This is a genomic window from Psychrobacter sp. TB55-MNA-CIBAN-0194 (assembly GCF_040309505.1).
Lineage (GTDB): Bacteria > Pseudomonadota > Gammaproteobacteria > Pseudomonadales > Moraxellaceae > Psychrobacter > Psychrobacter fozii.
The window spans coordinates 239,809-260,913 of the sequence record NZ_JBEOOW010000003.1 but is presented as its reverse complement, the minus strand read 5'-3'; the positions used below and the strand labels follow the sequence as shown (position 1 = coordinate 260,913).

General features: G+C 41.3%; 16 protein-coding genes. 4 read left to right on the top strand and 12 right to left on the bottom strand.

Annotated elements, in window-relative coordinates:
• Positions 1-25: 25 nt before the first annotated feature.
• The 4 genes from AAEY75_RS05405 to fmt form a co-directional block, all read right to left on the bottom strand.
• The gene (locus AAEY75_RS05405) at positions 26-1,123 is read right to left on the bottom strand and encodes a LysM peptidoglycan-binding domain-containing protein (protein ID WP_227680754.1); all 1,098 of its coding nucleotides are present in this window, start codon (positions 1,121-1,123) and stop codon (positions 26-28) included.
• A gap of 354 nt (positions 1,124-1,477) precedes the next feature.
• Positions 1,478-2,899 (bottom strand): threonine synthase, encoded by a 1,422-nt coding sequence (gene thrC / locus AAEY75_RS05400; protein WP_352258910.1) that lies wholly within the window; start codon positions 2,897-2,899, stop codon positions 1,478-1,480.
• Between the two features lie 46 nt (positions 2,900-2,945).
• Complete coding sequence (locus tag AAEY75_RS05395; protein WP_352258908.1) at positions 2,946-4,532, bottom strand: transcription antitermination factor NusB; 1,587 nt, start codon at positions 4,530-4,532, stop codon at positions 2,946-2,948.
• Positions 4,533-4,592: 60 nt separating this feature from the next.
• Positions 4,593-5,678, bottom strand: coding sequence for a methionyl-tRNA formyltransferase (gene fmt, locus AAEY75_RS05390; protein WP_352258906.1), 1,086 nt, complete (start codon positions 5,676-5,678; stop codon positions 4,593-4,595).
• 217 nt (positions 5,679-5,895) lie between these two features.
• On the opposite strand from fmt, the gene AAEY75_RS05385 reads away from it, so the two are divergent.
• Positions 5,896-8,736, top strand: a complete 2,841-nt coding sequence (locus tag AAEY75_RS05385; protein ID WP_352258904.1) for a response regulator — start codon at positions 5,896-5,898, stop codon at positions 8,734-8,736.
• Between the two features lie 82 nt (positions 8,737-8,818).
• On the opposite strand, the gene AAEY75_RS05380 is transcribed toward AAEY75_RS05385, so the two are convergent.
• The 8 genes from AAEY75_RS05380 to rpmH all read right to left on the bottom strand — a co-directional run bounded on the left by AAEY75_RS05380 (position 8,819) and on the right by rpmH (position 16,244).
• Complete coding sequence (locus AAEY75_RS05380; protein ID WP_110922149.1) at positions 8,819-9,493, bottom strand: riboflavin synthase; 675 nt, start codon at positions 9,491-9,493, stop codon at positions 8,819-8,821.
• 422 nt (positions 9,494-9,915) lie between these two features.
• Positions 9,916-10,971: a bifunctional diaminohydroxyphosphoribosylaminopyrimidine deaminase/5-amino-6-(5-phosphoribosylamino)uracil reductase RibD gene (gene ribD / locus AAEY75_RS05375; RefSeq protein WP_352258902.1), complete on the bottom strand. Its 1,056-nt coding sequence runs from the start codon at positions 10,969-10,971 to the stop codon at positions 9,916-9,918.
• A gap of 80 nt (positions 10,972-11,051) precedes the next feature.
• Positions 11,052-11,531: a transcriptional regulator NrdR gene (gene nrdR, locus AAEY75_RS05370; protein WP_110922147.1), complete on the bottom strand. Its 480-nt coding sequence runs from the start codon at positions 11,529-11,531 to the stop codon at positions 11,052-11,054.
• A gap of 84 nt (positions 11,532-11,615) precedes the next feature.
• Positions 11,616-13,004 carry a tRNA uridine-5-carboxymethylaminomethyl(34) synthesis GTPase MnmE gene (gene mnmE / locus AAEY75_RS05365; RefSeq protein ID WP_352259009.1) on the bottom strand — a complete coding sequence of 463 codons (1,389 nt, stop codon included), beginning with the start codon at positions 13,002-13,004 and terminating at the stop codon, positions 11,616-11,618.
• Between the two features lie 266 nt (positions 13,005-13,270).
• On the bottom strand, positions 13,271-14,959 hold the full coding sequence (gene yidC / locus AAEY75_RS05360) for a membrane protein insertase YidC (RefSeq protein ID WP_110922146.1): 1,689 nt from the start codon (positions 14,957-14,959) through the stop codon (positions 13,271-13,273).
• Between the two features lie 210 nt (positions 14,960-15,169).
• The gene (gene yidD, locus AAEY75_RS05355) at positions 15,170-15,550 is read right to left on the bottom strand and encodes a membrane protein insertion efficiency factor YidD (protein ID WP_197215421.1); all 381 of its coding nucleotides are present in this window, start codon (positions 15,548-15,550) and stop codon (positions 15,170-15,172) included.
• A 1-nt stretch (position 15,551) separates the two neighbouring features.
• Positions 15,552-15,923 carry a ribonuclease P protein component gene (rnpA, locus tag AAEY75_RS05350; RefSeq protein ID WP_197215423.1) on the bottom strand — a complete coding sequence of 124 codons (372 nt, stop codon included), beginning with the start codon at positions 15,921-15,923 and terminating at the stop codon, positions 15,552-15,554.
• A gap of 186 nt (positions 15,924-16,109) precedes the next feature.
• Complete coding sequence (gene rpmH / locus AAEY75_RS05345; RefSeq protein ID WP_007394757.1) at positions 16,110-16,244, bottom strand: 50S ribosomal protein L34; 135 nt, start codon at positions 16,242-16,244, stop codon at positions 16,110-16,112.
• Positions 16,245-16,854: 610 nt separating this feature from the next.
• Here rpmH and dnaA point away from each other — a divergent pair.
• From dnaA to recF, 3 genes are all read left to right on the top strand, one after another.
• Complete coding sequence (dnaA, locus tag AAEY75_RS05340; protein WP_197215425.1) at positions 16,855-18,297, top strand: chromosomal replication initiator protein DnaA; 1,443 nt, start codon at positions 16,855-16,857, stop codon at positions 18,295-18,297.
• Positions 18,298-18,464: 167 nt separating this feature from the next.
• Positions 18,465-19,640 (top strand): DNA polymerase III subunit beta, encoded by a 1,176-nt coding sequence (dnaN, locus tag AAEY75_RS05335; protein WP_352258898.1) that lies wholly within the window; start codon positions 18,465-18,467, stop codon positions 19,638-19,640.
• A gap of 168 nt (positions 19,641-19,808) precedes the next feature.
• A complete protein-coding gene (gene recF, locus AAEY75_RS05330) occupies positions 19,809-21,014 on the top strand; it encodes a DNA replication/repair protein RecF (RefSeq protein WP_352258896.1) in 1,206 nt (401 codons plus the stop codon).
• Positions 21,015-21,105: the final 91 nt, after the last annotated feature.

The window sequence follows — 21,105 nt, the reverse complement described above, 5'->3', positions numbered from 1 at the left end:
GCCTTCCAATAATCCTGTTACTTCCTTATAAATAAGGAGGTGGTAGTAACTGGTCACCGACATTAAGCGGTAGCTCAGAACTAAGCACATAAGCATAGCTAATATGGTCAAACGTATTGAAGACCATTACCATACCAGTTTGTTCATTTGGCAGGCGTACAGGCGTATCTTCATCTTTGATATCGCGTACCAAAGCACCTTTTTGGTAGACCGTCAGGACATCACCAGGCTTAGCACCTTCGGTACTACCTAGATTGATAGCGACCACACTGCCCTTCGCTGCTGAACTGATTGAATCCATTACACGTACAATCATACCACCACGACTGGTACTAGCAGGCGTTGGGTAAAACACAGGTGGAATAGAATTATTCAATTCAACAAATACGCGGTCACCTTCACGTACTTCTTTGCCATAACTGTCGGTAAGCTGCAAGCTAGTAACACCATTGGTTTCGGTAGATGTGACCAAACCCGTTGCTACTTGCGTGACTTCTAAGCCAATAATATTTTTTGTAGTGGGATCAGTATATAACTCGCCTTCACGATAGATACCGTAGCGCTGTCCGATGATAAGCGGCACACCTTTAGCATATATCTTGTCACCAGTTGCAGTGATTAAGTTACCTTTTTTAGAAGCCAGTATATAAGGAGTCGTATTAAAATCTTGTGGATTAACAATGACTGTTTTATCTAGCCAATGTTGAATAGCAGACCGAGGAATAGAAGGAATACTGTTGGCAGTTGAAGTAACCGTTACCTTATTAGCAACCACGTTGCCTGTAAGTTGCTTTTCAACCCCAGCACAACCTTCACCTGTATCCACACCAATGAGCGTCTGACCTTTAATCACACACAAGATAAGAATGTCGTTAGGATAGATAAGATTGGGGTTTTTGATTTGCTTATTGGTCGCCCAAATCTCTTTCCAACGCCATGGACTATCCAGATAGCGCCCTGAGATATCCCACAACGTATCACCTTTTTTGACAGTGTAACGATTGGGTGCATCTGCTTTAAGAGTGGGTGGTGGATTGTTAGCGTGGGCAGTGCTCATCAGCATCGCACTGCTAAATGTCGTCAGTAACAGTGCTTTTGCTATCTTGTTTAAGCTCATCTTCATTGTTATATCCACAATATGTACCGCTATTATCGCCATTAAAATCGTACTTAAGTCTATTTTTCTAGAAGCTCTTTTTTCGATACTTAAGCAAATAAGCCAGCATCAAGATCCAAAAAAAATATAGACTTAAAGTTGCATTTATTGTGACGCCTAGAGGGCAGCTGTTCAGTGTAGTTGACTGGTTTTATTCCTAAAAAAGCGCCTAGCACAATGATGACTCGCTGACGCTGTTCCTAATATTACAATTATATCTACCATAACACAATCATAAACACTTTATTACAATAGTGTAACCTTTATGTGGATATTTTCTTTAGGTTTTCTATTGAATATAAGCTCACCATTAGCAGTGGTTTATGCAGGGTTTGGCGTGACATGCTGGCGAATTTGCTCAGCGACCAATTCAGCATTGTTATCAAGCACGACCACATGCTGCGGCAAACTCTCTAACCCTTCGGTATGAGCTGGGCGAGCGATATCTATCTGGCCAATAGCTTCAACGATGGTATCCGCAAACTTAACAGGTAATGCTGTTTCTGCACAAACAATGATTTCGCCCTCTTTCTGCAACTCTTTAGCGACCTTGATACCGTCAGCTGTGTGTGGATCAACCAGTTCACCATGTTGCTCATACAGTGCTTTGATGGTCTGCAAGCGATCGCTGTGGGTAGATTTGCTAGCAGCAAAGCCATATCGAGTATTAACCGCTTCCATTAGTTCAGATAGATCGAAACCTTGACCAGATTTCACCCCTTCAAATAACTCATGGACGCGTGCACTGTCTTTCTCTAATAATAGATAAACAAAACGCTCAAAGTTAGAGGCTTTTGAGATATCCATCGACGGGCTTGAGGTGATATAGGTTTTTTCAGTCGGACGCGGCTGATAAGCGCCTTGATTAAAAAAGTCATTCAACACGTCATTTTCATTGGTTGCGACAATCAAACGGTCAATTGGCAGTCCCATTTCACGAGCGATGTGACCGGCACAAATATTACCGAAGTTACCTGATGGTACGCTAAAGCTGACTTTTTCATCGTTGCTCGTCGTGACCGCAAAGTAAGCTTTAAAGTAATAAACAATCTGCGCTAGGATACGACCCCAGTTGATAGAATTTACTGTGCCTAGGTTATAAGCCGCTTTAAACTCAGCGTCTTGCTGTAGCGCTTTGACGATATCCTGACAATCATCAAACATACCATCGATAGCGATATTGTGAATATTATCATCGGTCAAGCTATACATCTGCGCACGTTGGAATTCACTCATTTTGCCATGTGGTGACAACATGAAGACTTCGATATTTTCTTTGCCGCGCAGTGCATACTCTGCCGCACTACCCGTGTCACCACTGGTTGCACCAATGATCGTAATACGCGCGTCTTTTTTCTTAAGCACATATTCAAAAGCATTGCCCAAAAATTGCATGGCAACATCTTTAAAAGCCAATGTCGGACCGTTTGATAATCCTAAAATATATAAACTATCTTCAAGCTTGCGGACAGGAACAATCTCGTCAGAGCCAAACACCTCAGTGGTATAAGTGCGTTCAATGAGGTCTTGCAAATCAGCCACAGGAATGTCTGTCGCAAAACGCTGCATAATCACCATCGCAAGCTTTGGATAGCTGAGCGTACGCCACTCATTAAGCGTTGCACTATCAATATTCGGATAATGCTCAGGCAACATCAAACCACCATCTGGGGCAAGACCCATCAAAAGCACATCACTAAAATCCATTGGCGCTGTCTGACCACGGGTACTGATATATTTCATTAGATTGTCCTGTCTACAATAATTTTATTCAATAGTTAAAAACGGTTTATTCAGCCGTTTTGTGCAACAACGCATAATAGAAACCATCGCCACTCGCACTATCAATCGGTAAGCACTGACGACCGATCGCTTGTTCGATACCCCAACTGCAATCGTCAGTAAACTCAATCGCTACCGCATCATTATGATGAGTGATGAAGTCCTGCATTTGCTCAACGTTCTCTTGCTTTAAGATAGAACATGTCACGTACAGCAGATAACCACCAGCTTTGAGTTGTGGCCATAGATTATGCAAGATGTCTGCTTGTAGCAGCGCCGTTTGCTCGATGTCTTCTTCGGTACGCAGGATACTGATATCAGGATGACGACGAATCACTCCCGTCGCGGTACAAGGAGAGTCCAATAATATCGCATCAAATACTGGTTCATTTGTCGCTGCTTTTTTATTCTTGCCATGCTGCCATCTGGTCGCATCTGCACAGACAATGTTCAATGCAATGCTGTTATCTGCTTGCTGCAAATCATGCTGACTCAAATTTAGGCGCTGTAAATTCTCACGAATACGCTCGATACGAGGTGCTTCATTATCAATAGCTGTTACCTTGATATCAGTAATTGCAGGTGACGTTTCAGCATTATCTTGTTTCACGTGAAACAACGATGATTCGTCATTAGCGCTTATGAGCTCTAACCAGTGAGCCAATTTACCACCAGGTGCCGCACAAGCATCTAAAATGTGTATCTCATTATTACTTTCATCACTGTCGCTGTCAGTATTCGCACTTTCAGCAATGAGCTTAGCCATCAATGCTTTATTAATAATCGGTGCAGCTAGCTGGGCATGCATGTCTTGAACGCTAGCAGTCCCTACAGCAAAATCAGGTAAAGCGTTGACGGCAGTGCTTTGATGTAGTCTAAGACCTTTGGTTGATAGCGTGGTAGAAATGGCAGACTCTGACGAGCTCGCTACCTTAAAACCAGTCGTTAGCTCAACGATATCTGCATCAATCTCTGCCCCATCCAATGCATGCTGATAATCCTCTACCGAAGTAACCGCCGAATTCACTCGTAAAAACATAGGTGCTGGTTGGCGCAAGCCTTGTGTCAGCTCATCATACTGCTCGCTCCAGTCTTGCTTAAGCTGATAAGCGAGCCAATTCGGTAGGCTATGCTTTTTATCGCACTTCTTACGGAATTTACTTGGATTCTTCGCGACTTTACGCAAAATAGCATTCACCAAACCCGTAGAATGAGCGAACTCAATCTCTTTGGCTGCTTCAACGGTTTCATGAATCGCAGCATGGTCAGCTACTTCTAAATAAAGCAGCTGCACTAAACCTACTTGAATGGTGGTACGAACTTCAACTTCGTCGATAGGGTTGTCTGCTAAGCTGTCGAGCAAACGTGCCAGCGCGTGCCACTGGCGTAGTGTTGTGAGCAGTAAGGCATGGGCAAAGCCTTTGTCGCCATCATGCAAACTATTCAATAATGGATCAAGGACGCTTGAGAGCGACTGACCGTTTTGAATAGCCAGTAAGGTGCGAATCACGCGCACGCGTACGCTACCATTCATAATAAGGTTGCTTGATGGTTTGAGCTTATTGTTTCTAGGCGCAGTACTGTTTTGTCTCATTAAATTTCATTTCCTTGACGTATCATCGATAGCGTCTTGTGCAGATAGGGTTAACTATCATTAAGTTAGGTTCAGTTGTTTTGGTTCTGTCGTAAATTGATCGCCGTCATCTAATTGGTTGCCGTGGCAAACTTGTTCGGCAGTCATCGGCTTACCACCCGCAAACTGTAAATGAGTAATGGCTAAAGTAGTAGCCGACGACTCGGTATCATTATCCTTACCACAAGCCACTAGAATCGCTTTGCGTCCGACACTCACTACCGTTCCAGCAGGCTCATTGGTTTGTTGAGATGCATTCACAGGTAAGCTAGCCAACACTTTGACACGTTGCCCTGCGAGAAAAGTATAAGCACCCGGCCACGGAGTCAGCCCTCGGATTTGGCGTTCAATAGCGGCAGCAGGCTGTGACCAATCAACTTCGCCTTCCGTTTTGACCAGCTTTTCAGCATAGTTGGCTTGACTATTATCTTGAGGGATAGCTTGCGCTTGATAGGTAGATAAGTCTTTTAGAACCGTACTGATGGCTGTTGCACCAAGCGCAGCCATTTTATCGTGTAGACTGGCAGCAGTATCAATAGGATCAATACTAGCGCTGACTTTATAAATCATGTCGCCTGTATCCAATCCTTTGTCCATCTGCATAATGGTAATACCCGTCTCATCATCTCCGGCTAAAAGTGCACGATGAATAGGTGCAGCACCGCGCCAACGCGGTAATAGTGAAGCATGGATGTTTAAGCAACCATGAATAGGTGTCTCTAATACGCCGACAGGTAAAATCAACCCGTAAGCGGCGACAATCATGATATCAGGCTGGTAAGTGCGCAGAGTTTGCCTAGCGGCCAATCCTTCGATGCTGGATTTTTTAAAGGTGAGTGGTTGCTCTACAGGGATATCGTTTGCGAGGGCAACCTCTTTTACCGCAGAAGCCGCCAGCTTTTGGCCACGACCTGCTTTGCGATCAGGCTGCGTGTACACCGCGATAATCTCTATATTCAGTACGTCTTGCTGACTAATTAGTGACTCCAGACTAATCGCTGCAAACTCAGGCGTCCCCGCAAATACCACCCTCAATCGGTCAGTAGATAGAGGATTATGGGGAATAGATGGCGTAGATATATCTGAGGTAGAAGCAATTGTAGTCATAATCATGCATTATATAGTGTTAAGTTGCTCATTATAGGTGAGTTTACAACGTTGTGCCATGATTGTAACTGTAGCAATGGGGCGTTACTAATGACGCCGTTTATCTTTATAATAGTTAAAGAACTTAAAACCATAAGGAATTAAGCAAGCTACCTACTGATTCAAACTTACGATTCACTCACTATGTTTTTTCGTGTCGATATAGGACCACGTTTTCATGCAACAATTTCAGTCCTTAAAGCGCTTACTTATATTTTATGCACTGACGTTGCTAGTGATGCTAGTGCTGTATTACTTCACGCTTTTTCACGAAATAAAGACAAACAGTGAACAACAAAGTATCAATACCTTTTATTCATTACAACATGAAATCACTGAGCATGCAGGCCCACTAAATCCTGAAATTGACAGATTTTTGAAGCAGCTTGCCTTTGAGGGTATCAGCTATCAGTTGGTGTTTATGATGCCATCTGGTCAGACTTATATTCACCGCTATACCCGTCCAGATGAGCGTGCTTTCCCTACTGTCAGCTTTCCCACTATTACATCGTCACCTCCTGATAACAGTAGTCATAGCGCCTATAAGCTTAACAGCCGTAACTTGACTGGTACCATCAAGCTCAAAAGTGGTCATCAAATTTATATTATATTACGTCATAAACCGCTTATCATTGACTGGATATCTTACCGCTATTGGTTGCCGCTAATGACAGCGATTGTACTTTTTATCATCGCTTTGCTTTACATGTTCAACCGTCGTATCAATTGGGAACAGCTAATAAGTTATACCGACAGCCTAAACAGTCATAAACAAGAAGTTTATAGCACACCACCTTTTCTATATAAGAAATCCACGCCTGAGTTTTTGCGCTTAGGTCATGCGCTGAGCCGTGTCAGCTACCAACTACACAGTAACTATCGCCGTATAAAAACCCTAACACACCGTCTTGAACGTTTGGTAAACCAAGCACCACTGCCGATGATTATGATTATGCGTCACGGTCAGATTAGCTTTTGTAATCAACGTTTTGACCAAGTATTTACTTGTCCTCCTGAGAGTAATAAAAACTATGAGCTAATAGACTTCGTCGCAGGTAAAGATGAGTCTACCCAGCTGCTATTACAATCACTGTCTAATCTACGTGTCACTCGTACCTTGAGCGTTTATGGATTAGAGGATGGACAAGCTTACCAATTAAATATCACACCATGGTTCGGTGAACACGGACAAGTTCATGGCTTTACAGTGATTTTTAACAACATCAATGAAATCGTTAATCAAAACGAGCAATTGCAGCAAAAAAACAAACAGCTGAAATCTAAGCTTGACGAATTCTATAAGCTTCGCCTTGTTATCGGTCATAAGCTGCGTGTACCGATAGAGGCAATGATCGATACTCTTGAGCCAATCGATCCCAAGAGACTGGATGCTAGGCAGAATAAGACGTTAGATACTCTGATAAAAACCAGCCAAAACATGCTAACCGTACTCAACGATACGCTGCATATTGGCAATATTGAAGTTAGAAAAAGTCGACTGAGTATTGAACCTGTTGATATTTATCAACTGACTAAGGAAGTTAATAATCTGGTCATCAATGACATAAGACAGCAGGGATTGGAGTTAATTTACTTCTTTGCCCCAGATTGCCCACGTTACATTGATACTGATGACGTTCGTCTACGTCACATCCTATTAGACTTATTAAAAAATGCCATAAAATTTACAACTTCAGGCTATGTCGCACTCACGATAGATCGCGTCACAGAAGAGCAAATCAAACGCATAAATAGCGATCGTATACTTCCTACCCATAATACTATGGTACCTACTCAGGCTTCCCACTGGGTTCATTTCAGTATAAAAGATACAGGGGTTGGCATTGATGCTGATAAAAAAAATCAGCTTATCACTGTTTTTAATCAAGAAACCAATCTAGATAATAACAAACCAACTCAAGCTACTGAGCAAGCAGGCACAGGGTTAGATAATGCCAATAGCTTTGCACAATTATTAGGTGGTTTTATCGAGTTGAAAAGTACGATAGGTAAGGAGAGTATATTTAATGTCTACCTCCCTTGCCGCCGTCCTAACTATCAGCCGGTATATCATCAGAATCAACATTTAAGTGGCATCCACCTCATCGCTGTCATCGAGCAACCACTTGTTGCTGAAAATTTACAGCGCTTGTGCAAACACTTAGCCATCCCGATGACTATTCATACCACTGTAGACTTAGTCACCTTGAGGCAATTAACAAATACATTAATACAGAACGAGCAGATACTCACGCCTATCCTATTATTGGATTATGAGTACTACAAAACCATCACTTTAACTGATAATGATGACAACTCTCAAAATATAGAAACAGATATAGTAGAGAAGCAAGTAGACTGGAAATATAAAACACTCAATAATAGCGATAAGCTTCAGGCTTTGAAAGACTTGCTAGCAACGCCTTTATTACCAAAATTATTATTTAGCATGAAGCCTGAACGTCATATTCCATCTGTATTATTAGACAAATATGATGGCTTTTTAACCAAACCATTAGATGCTAATTTACTGATTTCTGAATTGCTGCGCTTAACGATATCAGCTAGGAAAAAGCTTACAGCACCTATCAGCTGTGAAAAAGAGAGTAACCAACAACCAATAGACACAGCTAAACCAAAAGACGAAACTCTATCACCACTTATTTTGGTAGCAGAAGACAGTCCCACCAATCAAAAAATAACCTGCAAGATATTGAGTAAACTGGGCTATCGTAGTGTTGTCGCAGAAGATGGTCAGCAAGCATTACACAAACTGAAAGAGCAGCGTCAGGATATTTCCCTTATCTTGATGGATTGTAGAATGCCTGTCATGGATGGGTTGCAGGCTACTCGTGCTATCCGTGCGCAAGATGACGATATTCCTATCGTGGCGCTGACGGCAAACAATGCACAAGAAGATCGTGATGCTTGTATGCACGTAGGAATGGATGATTTTCTATCTAAACCGATTAACAAGAAAGAATTAGAGGCCGTATTAGAACGCTTAATAGAAGCATAAAAATCACGCTAATTGCAACTGAGTAGTATGTTATTAGGCAGCTACTCAATTGCTCAAATACTTATTTTTATATGGTTAGCGATTACTTCATAAAGCCATTATCTGCTAAGAAAGCTTCCGTAATCTGACTTTGTGGACTTGGCGCATTCATACCGCCCGTTTGCGACTTATTCAATAAACGCTCTAAATAGCGTGCAACGATGTCCACTTCGATATTAACTTTGTTTCCAACCAGCCAATGTTTAGCGATATTGGTAACTTGCGCCGTATGTGGAATAATATTTAAAGAAACAATATTGTCACGTACAAGGTTGGTTGTCAGGCTAATGCCATCAATCGTAATAGAGCCTTTAGTCGCTGTGTAATGTGCCAGCTCTTGTGGTATTTCGATTTCAATATAGATAGAGCGTGCATCTTGTTGTATCTTGCTTACTACCCCAACGCCATCCACGTGACCAGCCACAATGTGACCACCGAAACGTGTTGTTGGTAGCATGGCTTTTTCTAGATTGACAATATGACCGGGTTTTAATGTCTCTAACGCTGTACGAGCAATTGTCTCACGTGAAACATCAACAGAATAATGATTGCTGCCGAACTCTACCACCGTCAAACAAATGCCATTTGAGGCAATCGAATCTCCCAGTTTCACATCACTGAAATCTAAATCATTAGATTCTATTGTCAAACGTATATCACCGCCCGTAGGCTGCATAGATTTTACTTTTCCCACACTCTCTATAATTCCAGTAAACATATTGGCCTCATCTCTTTGTAATACTGCCGTTATCGACAATATATTTTAATTCATTCGTATTTTGGTAGTGTTTGTCCAAACTAAATTTTTAGTGAAACCTAAGCTAATTCTATGCTCATTATGGGATAACTTGTGGATAAGTAATGATAAATCAACCTTTAGTAAGCCAAAAACCCTCGATAATAACAAGTTATCCACAGGAAAATAAAATTCAAGAATAGAACAAGCTACTTATAAATTAAGTTTAAGTTATTAATTTAATTACTTTTATTAATATTATTGTGTGGAGACGCATAATATAAGTTTCATGTGAAACGAAGTTATACACAGTTTCATGTGAAACCTAAGTTATATAACATTACTTATCCACATTTAGCCCACACCAGATATAAATTATAGATAAACCCTTTATACTCAATGGCTTATAGATGTAACAACGTTAACTTAAGATCAGAGCCTACCCGTTCATGGCTACTAACACTAAAACGTAGCTGCTCTGCTAAAGACAGCGGACTGAACTCGACCATCGGTTTGGCCTGTGCGCCCAATAAACAGGGTGCTTGATAGACGATTAATTCATCCACCAATTGTTGGCTTAAAAAGCTACCAGCGACGCTAGCACCAGCCTCTACTAACACGTCATAACACTGATGCTCACTGACCAAATTTTTCAGTAATGCAGTCAAGTCGTCTTCACGCCAATATAGCGTATTTGGACGACGACATAACTGATGACTAGACTCTGGACTATGCGCTAGCCGTTGACGTCTATCGAGCACCACTACGATAGGTGCTGGCACTTGCTCAGGTGGCACACCTAATTGGCTAGAACGTACATTAAGCTGTGGATCGTCTGCAATAACCGTTTCACTACCCGTAATAATCGCACCACTTTGTGCGCGTAGTTTCTGTACGTCTTCACGGGCGGCGGCTGAGGTAATCCATTTTGACTCACCAGACGCCATCGCTGTGCGACCATCAAGGCTGGTTGCTATTTTCAGTCGTACATACGGCATTTGAGTACGCATCGCCTTTAAAAACCCGCGATTTAAGGCTTCTGCTTGCGCTGTCAGCACACCAACTATAACTTCAATACTAGCCTGCTCTAACAACGTTATACCACGTCCAGCAACCTGTGGATTAGGGTCGAGGCCTGCTATTACAACACGCTTTATACCCGCATTAATAAGACCCAATGCGCAAGGTGGTGTACGCCCTGTATGACTACAAGGCTCTAAAGTTACATAAGCTGTGGCTCCTACTGCCTTCATACCTGCTTCTTTGAGCGCAAATACTTCTGCGTGAGGCTCACCTGCTTTGGGATGAAATCCTTGCCCGACTACTTCTCCTGCTTGGACAATGACACAGCCTACTGCAGGATTAGGCCTTGTGGTATACAAACCTTGTTTCGCCTGCTCAATAGCAAGCATCATAAAGTAGCGATCTTGTGCATCTTGAGCATGGTTTTGAATAGACATAGCAGTAGACTTAATCAATAATTGAGGGTTCTATATAAGAAAGTAAGTGTTTGAGACCTGATTAATAGAGTAACTATGACTTATTTATCAGTTTCGTTCGATTGTTTTTCATTTGGGCGGATATTCGCAATTTCTTGATGAAAAGCATCAATATCTTGAAAGTCCCGATAGACACTAGCAAAGCGCACATAAGCGACATCATCTAGTGTTTTGAGTTCACTCATGATTATTTCACCTAAGACTTTACTACTAATCTCACGCTCACCCATTTGTCTAACACGTTTCTCAATTCGGCTAATCATCGCCTCTTGCTCATCAATTGTGATAGGACGCTTTTGCAAAGGCAATAAAATAGAGCGACGCAATTTTTCATTATCATAAGGCTCAATCTTGCCACTTGATTTGATAATTCTTGGCATCACGACTTCGACCATCTCAAAGGTAGTGAAACGCTCTTGGCAGCTATTGCATGAGCGGCGGCGGCGAACTTGCGCACCTTCCGCAGCAAGACGCGAGTCAATAACCTTAGTCTCTGACGCATTACAATACGGACAGTGCATCGCATTTTCCTTGTTTTAACATTGAGAGTCGAAGTCTTTATTTATGAGACCCATGTTAGATGAGTACATCATAGTAATACTCTATTATTTGCCAATACAGAAGCTACCAAATATCTTGCCCAACAAGTCATCAGCGCTAAATTCGCCCGTAATTTCGCCCAGACTGCGCTGTGCTTGATGTAAGCTTTCAGCGACTAACTCTCCTGCTTGAAAGACCGTTAACTGTTCGTGCGCTTCGACCAGATTATCAGCCGTCCGCCTAAGCGCATCTAAATGTCTTGTACGAGCAATGAGACTGTTTTCTGGTGGATGAAAACCCACTTTAGCACACAATGTTTCGACCAAATTATCGATGCCAATGCCTGTTTCACATGAAACATTCACTTGTTCATAGCCACGACTTTCTATTTCAGATTGCGAAGTGGAAATAGCTTGCTCGCGCTTACTGTCGTTTAATAAGTCGCTTTTATTAGCAATGATTAATAAACGTTTGGCCTCTGGCAACTCGCCAAATAATTGCTTTGCAAGCTGTAGCGGTGTACTTTCTTCCTCAAGATCACGGGTGACATCATAGACCATGAGTAGCATATCAGCCTGAGTAATGGCCGTGCGTGCACGCTCAATACCAATACGCTCTACCGTGTCTTCTGTGTCACGTAGACCTGCCGTATCAGTTAAATGAAGTGTGAGCCCATTGAGAACTACTGTCTCTTGCAGCGTATCACGAGTAGTCCCTGCTACGTCAGTAACGATAGCCCTCTCCTGACCCGCTAGACGATTGAGTAGGCTTGATTTCCCTGCATTTGGTCTACCTGCTAGTACCACATGAATGCCATCACGTAGCAGCTGGCCTTGTTTTGCCGTTGCCAGTACTTGCTGTATTTTTTCTTGTGTTTGCTCAAGCTTATTTTGTATCACACCATCAGATAAAAAGTCGACGTCCTCTTCATCAGGGAAATCAATAGCCGCTTCAACGTGCAAGCGCAGATGAATGAGTTGCTCTAATAGTTGATTAATTTTTTGTGAAAACTCACCGCTGAGAGAACGAATAGCACTACTAGCTGCCGCCGCACTGGTCGCATCGATCGCATCAGCAATCGCCTCTGCTTGAACCAAATCTAATTTGTCATTATCAAAAGCTCTATAAGAGAACTCCCCTGCACTGGCTTGTTTTGCACCCAACTCAAACACACGGGCTAGCAATTGATTTTGCAAAATCATGCCACCATGCCCTTGCAGCTCAATCACATCTTCACCGGTGAATGAATGTGGACCTTTGAAGTAAAGCACCAAACCTTCATCAATCACTGTGCCATCAGCCTGATAAAATCGGCAAAAACTGGCCATACGTGGCGTAAAGGCAGACTTACCTGTTAAGGCACAGGCCATATCATACGCACGCACACCTGACAAACGTATAACGCCGACACCACCACGGCCAAGCGGTGTTGCAATGGCTGCAATCGTAGCCAATCCAGCCGAGCTAGGTTTATCAGATGAGTGATGCGAGGTTGACGCGTTTTCTAGGGAATCCACTATAACTCTCAATAACTAAAAACCCCATTATAGACGCCTCAGCACAGACTGACAAAGCAAACTTTACATAGTGACACTTTAAGCATGTGGCACGTTTCTTTTATTTTTTATTGAGAATAAGTTAAAGGCGATAGATATGTGCCACGCATAAAAAAACCACCGCCGTAGCGATGGTTTTCTATCAATTCATAAGCTAGAGCTAGTTAGTCCAGTACTTTCACAGTACGGCGCTTTTGCTCTTCTTCAACTTTTTTGTTGACGATATATTGCTGAGTCATACTAAACAAGTTGTTCACAGTCCAGTATAGAACCAGACCTGCTGGGAAGAACAGCATGAATGCAGTAAAGATAATCGGTAAGAACTTCATAACCTTTGCTTGCATTGGATCAGCTGGTTGCGGATTAAGCTGCTGCTGGATAAACATGGATGCGCCCATTAGTAGCGGCAAAATAAACCATGGATCCATCGATGATAGATCCTGAATCCACAAGATCCAAGGGGCATGACGCAGCTCAACACTTTCAACCAGTACCCAATATAACGCTAAGAAAATCGGCATTTGCATCAGAATAGGCAAACAACCCGCCATTGGATTGACTTTCTCTTCTTTATAAATGGCCATCATCTCTTGCGACATCTTCATACGATCATCGCCATGCTCTTCTTTGAGCGCTTTGAGTTTCGGTCCGATAGCTCGCATTTTCGCCATTGAGTAGTAGCTCTTGTTAGAGAACCACATCAAGGCAATTTTAACTAGCACCGTCAATAGAATAATTGACCAACCCCAGTTACCGATGATTTTGTGAATACCATCCAAGATAGCAAACAAGATCTTAGATATTGGCCATAACAGACCATAATCGACCGTTTTGTTGAGGCCTACCGAAACTTCTTTGAGTTCAGACTGTACTTTTGGACCAGCATATAATGTGGCATTCAACGTCAACTGCTTGTTTGGTGCTACATTAATAGGCTGACTATTAAAACCAATAAAGTAATCATCACCCGTTTCGCGGCTAAAGAAATTACCGGTAAAGTTTTCAGGCGTCCATGCAGATACAAAGTAATGCTGCACGATACCAACCCAACCTTTATCACTGGTCGTCGTCAACTCGCCATCACTAAAGTCACCAAACTTCAGCTTATTATAAGGATCGTCAGGAGTACCCCAAGCACCGCCCAAATAAGTAGCCATGCTCAATGCGCCTTTGTCAGACGTACCAGGGTCTTTACTGTCATCACGCTTTAACTGCGCAAACATCTGACCTTGCCAAGCATTGGTAGAGGTATTCTGAATTTGATAGCTAATATCAATCGGATACTTACTTTCAGTAAAGGTGAAGGTCTTGGTAATTGTCACGCCATCTTTTTTGTAAGTTAGCGGTACAGACAGTGTTTGCTGCCCTTCTTCCATTACATAATTATTGGCAGTATGACTGTAATTGGCACGACCTTCTGCCGTATCAATACCATCTTGACCAATTAAACCAGACTGGGCCACGTATACACGATTGCTATTATTTTCTAGCAATACGAAAGGCTTATCGCTATCGAGCTTCGCGTTATATTGCTTAAGAGCAGCATAAACAATATCACCGCCTTCTGGATTGATTTTTATATCATAGCGATCGGTCGTAACCGTGATTAGACCTGTGTCTTTAGCAGGAGTAGGGGTCGCAGTCACTGTGTCGCTATCGACAGGTTGTGTCTGTGCCGGAATATCACCTGCTGCACCGGTCGAAGATGGAATGTCAGCACCCACTGAAGTGGTCGTTTCTGGCAGCACATCTACCGCTGGTGCATCGGCATAATCATCTCGCCATGCCAAAATCAGCAGATAAGCGGTGATTAGCATCGCAATGATGATCATCACCCGAAATATCTTTTGCATAAACCTTTCCTAGATTAAAAAATTAGGGAATGAAAAATTAGGGCATGTGTCATGACTGTACAGCACGGCTGTCCTGATGTTTAACAACAGTATTGCGAGTCATTTACATAAAATGTGCATTATTTTACTAAAAATCAGCCTTAAATGATACCAAGAGTGTGGATAACTTGTGGGTAACTCTTTGGTCTTTATATCAAAGCCAATCGATATTCACTTCGATCCTAACGTCATTAAATGATTAAGGCGTGAAACATAGCTTTTGCTATCTCGATAAACACCCAATCCTTGAACGTTTATATGTGGTAAGCAAGCAAAAGATACGTAACTATATTGGTAAGAAGCTAAAGGTAGTGGCACGAAATCAATGCCATGCCCACCTAGAGGGTGACATCTGCCAATACGTTTTAACAGTAGCCAGCTGCCAGATCGGACACCGTGCCACATCAAAGCCTGTTTACCGTAATTTGAACAAGTTGGATAATATCTACAACGAGCAGGTATCATTGGGCTAATTATTTTTTGATAAAAATTAATTATATTTAATAAAAATTTATAAAAAATAACTTTATTAATTTTTATAAAAAAATTCATTTTATTTTATTTCTACTTTTTTAAAAATATTATTTATTTGATTTTTTAATTCTTTTTTATCTATGTCTTTTATTGATTTCTTAACAATAAAAACAATGTCTTTACTTTCTATTCTAAAAGCCTTTGATCGGAACTGTTCACGTATTTGACGTTTAATTAGATTTCGAGCGACTGCAGTAGGTACTTTGCGCTTTGTAATAGCCATACCAACTCTCGGTTTATCATGAGTATTAGTACGTACAAAGGCCATCAAATGACTTTGGTGAATCTTACGTTCAGGCGCATCAAACACCTCACGAAAGGCCGCTGGTGTTAGCAGTCGCTGCTCTTTAGTGAAATGTGCGGTAGGTGTAGCTGAAACAGTATTTGGCATATTAAGACCTAGTATAAGAGCTAATAGCAAGATTGGAAATAATAGTAAAATATAGAGACAAAAAAAGCGCCTATTTGGGCGCTTTTAATATATGGCTAAGTGTCAGTTGTGATGATTGACTATCGCAATCTATGAATAATAGAGACACAACAAGCACAATTAGCCATGCTTATCGCAATCTACTGATTATACAGTAAGGCGATGACGTCCTTTAGCGCGGCGACGAGCTAAGACCTGACGGCCTTTTTTAGTTGCCATACGAGCACGGAAACCGTGAGTACGTTTACGCTTGATCACGCTTGGTTGGAATGTACGTTTCATAACTCACCTATCAAAATAATGGACTAAATTCGTAATAACGGAGGATTATACCACCAGATACTGTCTTGGTCAATAAACTAATTTAATCAGTATTTATACAGGTAAAAATTACTATTGTTAGAAGCAAGTTTTTAGTAGCTGATTTTTGATAAGTAGAAATAACTAGCATTAGTTTAACTGTTCAGTAAACCTAGTTTGTGAAACTAATATTTAAAAGTTATCCACAGTTTGTCTCAAACTCTATAATAATTAACTATTAATATATATAAGTATTGTTGTTATTGGGAGCCCTATTATCTGTGGTTAACTCTAATTTTCTTTTTATAATCAAAATACTAGGCTATGGGCAAACCTGTGGATAACCTGTGGGTTAAATATGGATAACTCAAGGTTGGAAGTTGTCCACAAAACTATCCACAGTCTTATCCCCAAAAAACAAGGTTTTATCCACAGGGTAACTGTGTTAAATTAGCTACCTACTCGACGTGTAGTTTTACTCGGTTTACAGTGACTATCTTCGGTCTAGCAAGTAGGCACTGCATTAGTGCTCTAATAGCGATTTATACCGTTGAGATATCTGTTATTTCAAATTATAGGGTTAGTACTTTTCATGATAGACACAGCAAATATTTGGGATAAATGTTTAAACGATTTACGCTATAACGTAAAAGACAATGTATTTACTATGTGGTTGAGACCATTATCAGCACATCAAGAGGCTCAAACCCTTATAATACTTGCCCCTAACGATTATTTTGTCACTTATATTAAAAAGAACCATTTGCAAGATATCCAGCAATTGGTCGCCAAGCATAGCCAAGGAAGTATTGAAGAGGTTATCGTACGTGTTGATAATGCAGGTCGTGATATCGACGATAACCAACCACAGTCAGGGTCTTTATTTGCAGAAGATAAGCCCTCCCCTCCCCCAGCAGAACATAATTTTGAGACGATCCATCACAATAATGCGAAAGCGGACATTGATGCCAACATGCGTCATGCAGAACTAGTTGATTCTGCTGATGCTAAGTCACTTAGTTATCTTAATCCTGAGTTTACTTTTGAAACCTTCGTGACGGGTAAGTCTAATAACCTTGCTTACAAAGCTTGTTATGAGCTTGGTAAACGTCAGTCGAAAAATCGTCACAATCCTCTATTTATATATGGCCCTTCTGGTTTGGGAAAAACCCATTTAATGCATTCTGTAGCACATCGCTATTTAAAAAATAATCAAAGTTTTTATTATTTCACTTCTGAAAAATTTATTAATCAATTAGTTTATTCATTAAGAAACAATAAAATAGAAGATTTTAAAAAGAAAATTAAAAAAGTAGATTTATTAATTGTAGATGATATTCATGTATTAGCTGGAAAGACCAAAAGTAGTAATGAATTTTTAACATTGTTTGCAGATTTTACCAGTGGTGATAAACAACTCATTTTGGCCTCTGATCGTCATCCATCACAAATGACTGAGTTTGACGAGCGCTTTAGATCAAGATTCTCTTGGGGTTTGACCGTAGCAGTTGATCCACCTGAGATTGATACTCGTGTTCAAATTTTGCAGAAAAAAGCAGCATCATATGGAATGGTGTTACCTAAGGAATGCGCACTATTTATCGCACAAAATGTGGTGTCGAATGTTAGGCGATTAGAAGGTGCGCTAAATCAAGTGTTTGCCAATGCGAATTTAACAGGTGCACAGATAACGCTTGAAATGGTGCAATATGCGCTAAAAGATATCGTCGCGATGCGTGTGCAAGCCGTTAATATGGATAATATTCGTAAAGTAGTCGCTGAATACTATGATGTGACTATCAAAGATATGATGGGTCGTAAGCGCACGCGCAGTATTGCTAGACCTCGCCAAATTGCGATGGCTCTATCACGTGAATTGACGGGGGATAGTTTTCCTGAGATTGGTCAGTCATTTGGTGGACGTGATCACACAACGGTGATGCATGCTTGTGATAAAGTTAATGAACTACGAGCCGCAGATCCTGCGTTTGATAAGGATTACAAGACCCTAGCGCTAATGTTGCAAGCAGGTTAGTAGGCCACAGTATCACTATGTTTTAGTAGGATGATATGGTTTATAATATTGACGGTATATGCACACAGATAGCTAATGGATTATAGTCAGTAGACAAGGTATTATTAAGCCTAAGCTATTGTTCTGAATTGATAAAAATACAGTCATTTAAATAAGAGTAACTAAGCATGCAATTATCGATTAATCGAGAGTCGTTACTAAAAGCCATTAACTTGATCGCCAAGGCTGCTGATAAACGCCATAATATGGTTATTTTAGGTAATATTAAGCTACAGCTGTCTGAGTCAGCGCTTGTTTTGACAGCTTCTGATTTAGAAGTAGAGTTGACCTCGACGTTGAAATTGCCTGCAGGTGCTTGTGTTGAAGCTGGGACAACAACGTTACCTGCGACGAAGCTGAAAGATATTTGCAAATCATTACCAGCACAGGCGCTAGTTAATCTGGCAACTCAAGAAAATGAACGTTGCCTACTGACCAGCGGTAAAAGCCGTTTTACATTAGGTACATTACCAGCCGAAGACTATCCAAGCTTGGGTAATCCAGAAAACATCACACCGTTAATTATCAGCCGTAGCCGCCTTACTGATTTGATCCACAAAACTCAGTTTGCGATGGCTATTCAAGATGTGCGTTATTATCTAACTGGCATGCTGTTTGATGTATCACAGCAGCAGCTAACCACGGTTGCCACTGATGGGCATAGATTGGCTTTAGCGCGTAGTGTCATCGATGTGAGTGCTGATCTGAATATGCAGGCTATCTTGCCACGCAAAGCTGTCATTGAGCTTGAGCGCTTGGCTTCTGAGCTTGGTAAAATGCTCGGAGATAAAGATAATCCAGTTACGTTAAGCTTTGGGCGTGAGTTTTTGCAAGTCAGCTTACCGTTTGGTGATGTTGATAGTACAGGGCAGGTGAGCGATAACTTAATGGTCACGTTTACAGCACGTCTGATCGATGGTAAGTTCCCAGATTATCGCCGTGTTATGCCGAGTAATACGGATAAGCTGGCTTTGTTCAACCAAGAAAAAATGACTGATGTATTACGTCGTGTTGCGATTTTGAGTAATGAAAAATCTCGCGGTGTGGTCTTTAACTTTGCCAGTGACGGTATGGTAGAAGTACGTGCCAATAATGCTGAGCAAGACGAAGCGGTGGAAATGATACAAGCTAAGTATCAAGGTGAGCCCATGGAGCTATCGTTTAACGCTGCTTACTTACAAGATGTACTGGGCGTTATCCAAGGTGATTTGCAAATGCATATGAGCCAATCAAACGCTTCAGTGTTGGTCAATCAGCTGAATGACGAATTTCATCAGTATGTCATTATGCCAATGCGAATATAGTGATATTCGTTTTACAAAAGCGGTGAAATTAGGTGTTTTAGCTGTGTTTAAGTGCAAGTTTACTCTTAGAGTAGATTTGCACCTTTAAGTTTTAATCTTTTTTGCCTACAATTTAGTCAACTTATGATTACTTTTTATATGCTATTTTAATAGGCGGCTATCGGTATTATGATTGAACGTCTGCAAATATCACACCTTCGAAATCTAACACAAGTCAATTTACAGCCTACTGCGTGTAACGTCATTATCGGCGCGAACGGTAGTGGAAAAACATCCTTACTTGAAGCCATATTTTTGCTCTCCAGAGGCAAGAGCTTCCGTCATCACCAGCCTAAACGCTACATTCAACATCACCAAAACACAGTTACTGTACATGCTAAGCTTAATGATAGCAGTACCTTAGCTATCCAAAAACAAGCTGATGCTACAACGCTCTTACGTCTTAATCAGACCACTGTCTACAACCAAAGTATTTTGACTGAGCAACTGCCAACACTACTGATAGATCCATCAACGATGGATATGTTAGAGCAGGGTAGCGCCAGTCGTAGACAGCTGTTGGATTGGTTAGTGTTTCACATGAAACAAGGCTTTCATCCACAGTGGGTTGCTTATCAACGACTGCTAAAACAGCGCAATAGTTTATTAAAAAAATCGCGTCATTTGACCCAAGTGCAGCTTTCTGAGCTGAAGTCATGGGATCAAGGTTTGAGCAGTCATGCCGCACTCATTCATTATTACCGAGAGCGAATATTTACTGAATGGCAGCCTTATTTTGCTGAGAGTATTGAGCAGTTACTGCCATCTTATGCCGAACAATTGAGCTTAAGCTACAATGCTGGCTACGATACGAGTATTGCGTTAGATGTGCAGCTTAATGAGCGACTAGAGCAGGATCTGCAGCTGGGATACACTCGTATCGGTAACCATCGAGCTGATGTTCATGTGCATTGGCATTCTGATGATTCACTAGAGATGAATAATGAGTCTGCAAGCACAACGCCAAAAAACGATGTCAGTGCTAAATTACCAACTCTAAAAGAGCAAGCGGCTAACGTATTGTCTCGTGGGGAAAAGAAGCTGTTAATCACTGCGTTAAGGCTGTCTCAGTTACCATTATTGCTCAATGCTGAACAGGATATCGATTCACATAGAGATGGATTCAATACTAGAGCCACGCCAGTCGTATTGCTAGACGATATAACGGCAGAGCTTGATGGTAGGGCAATAGAGATCTTATTATCAACTTTATCGCAGTTGCCATGTCAGGTATTTATGAGCAGTTTGACTGATGATATCGTGCCAATGATACAAGATTTATGGTCAAATCCTAATATGTTTCATGTGAAACAAGGTAATATCCAACCACTTTAATAACTTCCTTATACTGTCTATTTCACCCTGATTTACAACCTTATAAATCCTCTATACCTACCATCATTTTTCTACAATACCGTTTATTTTT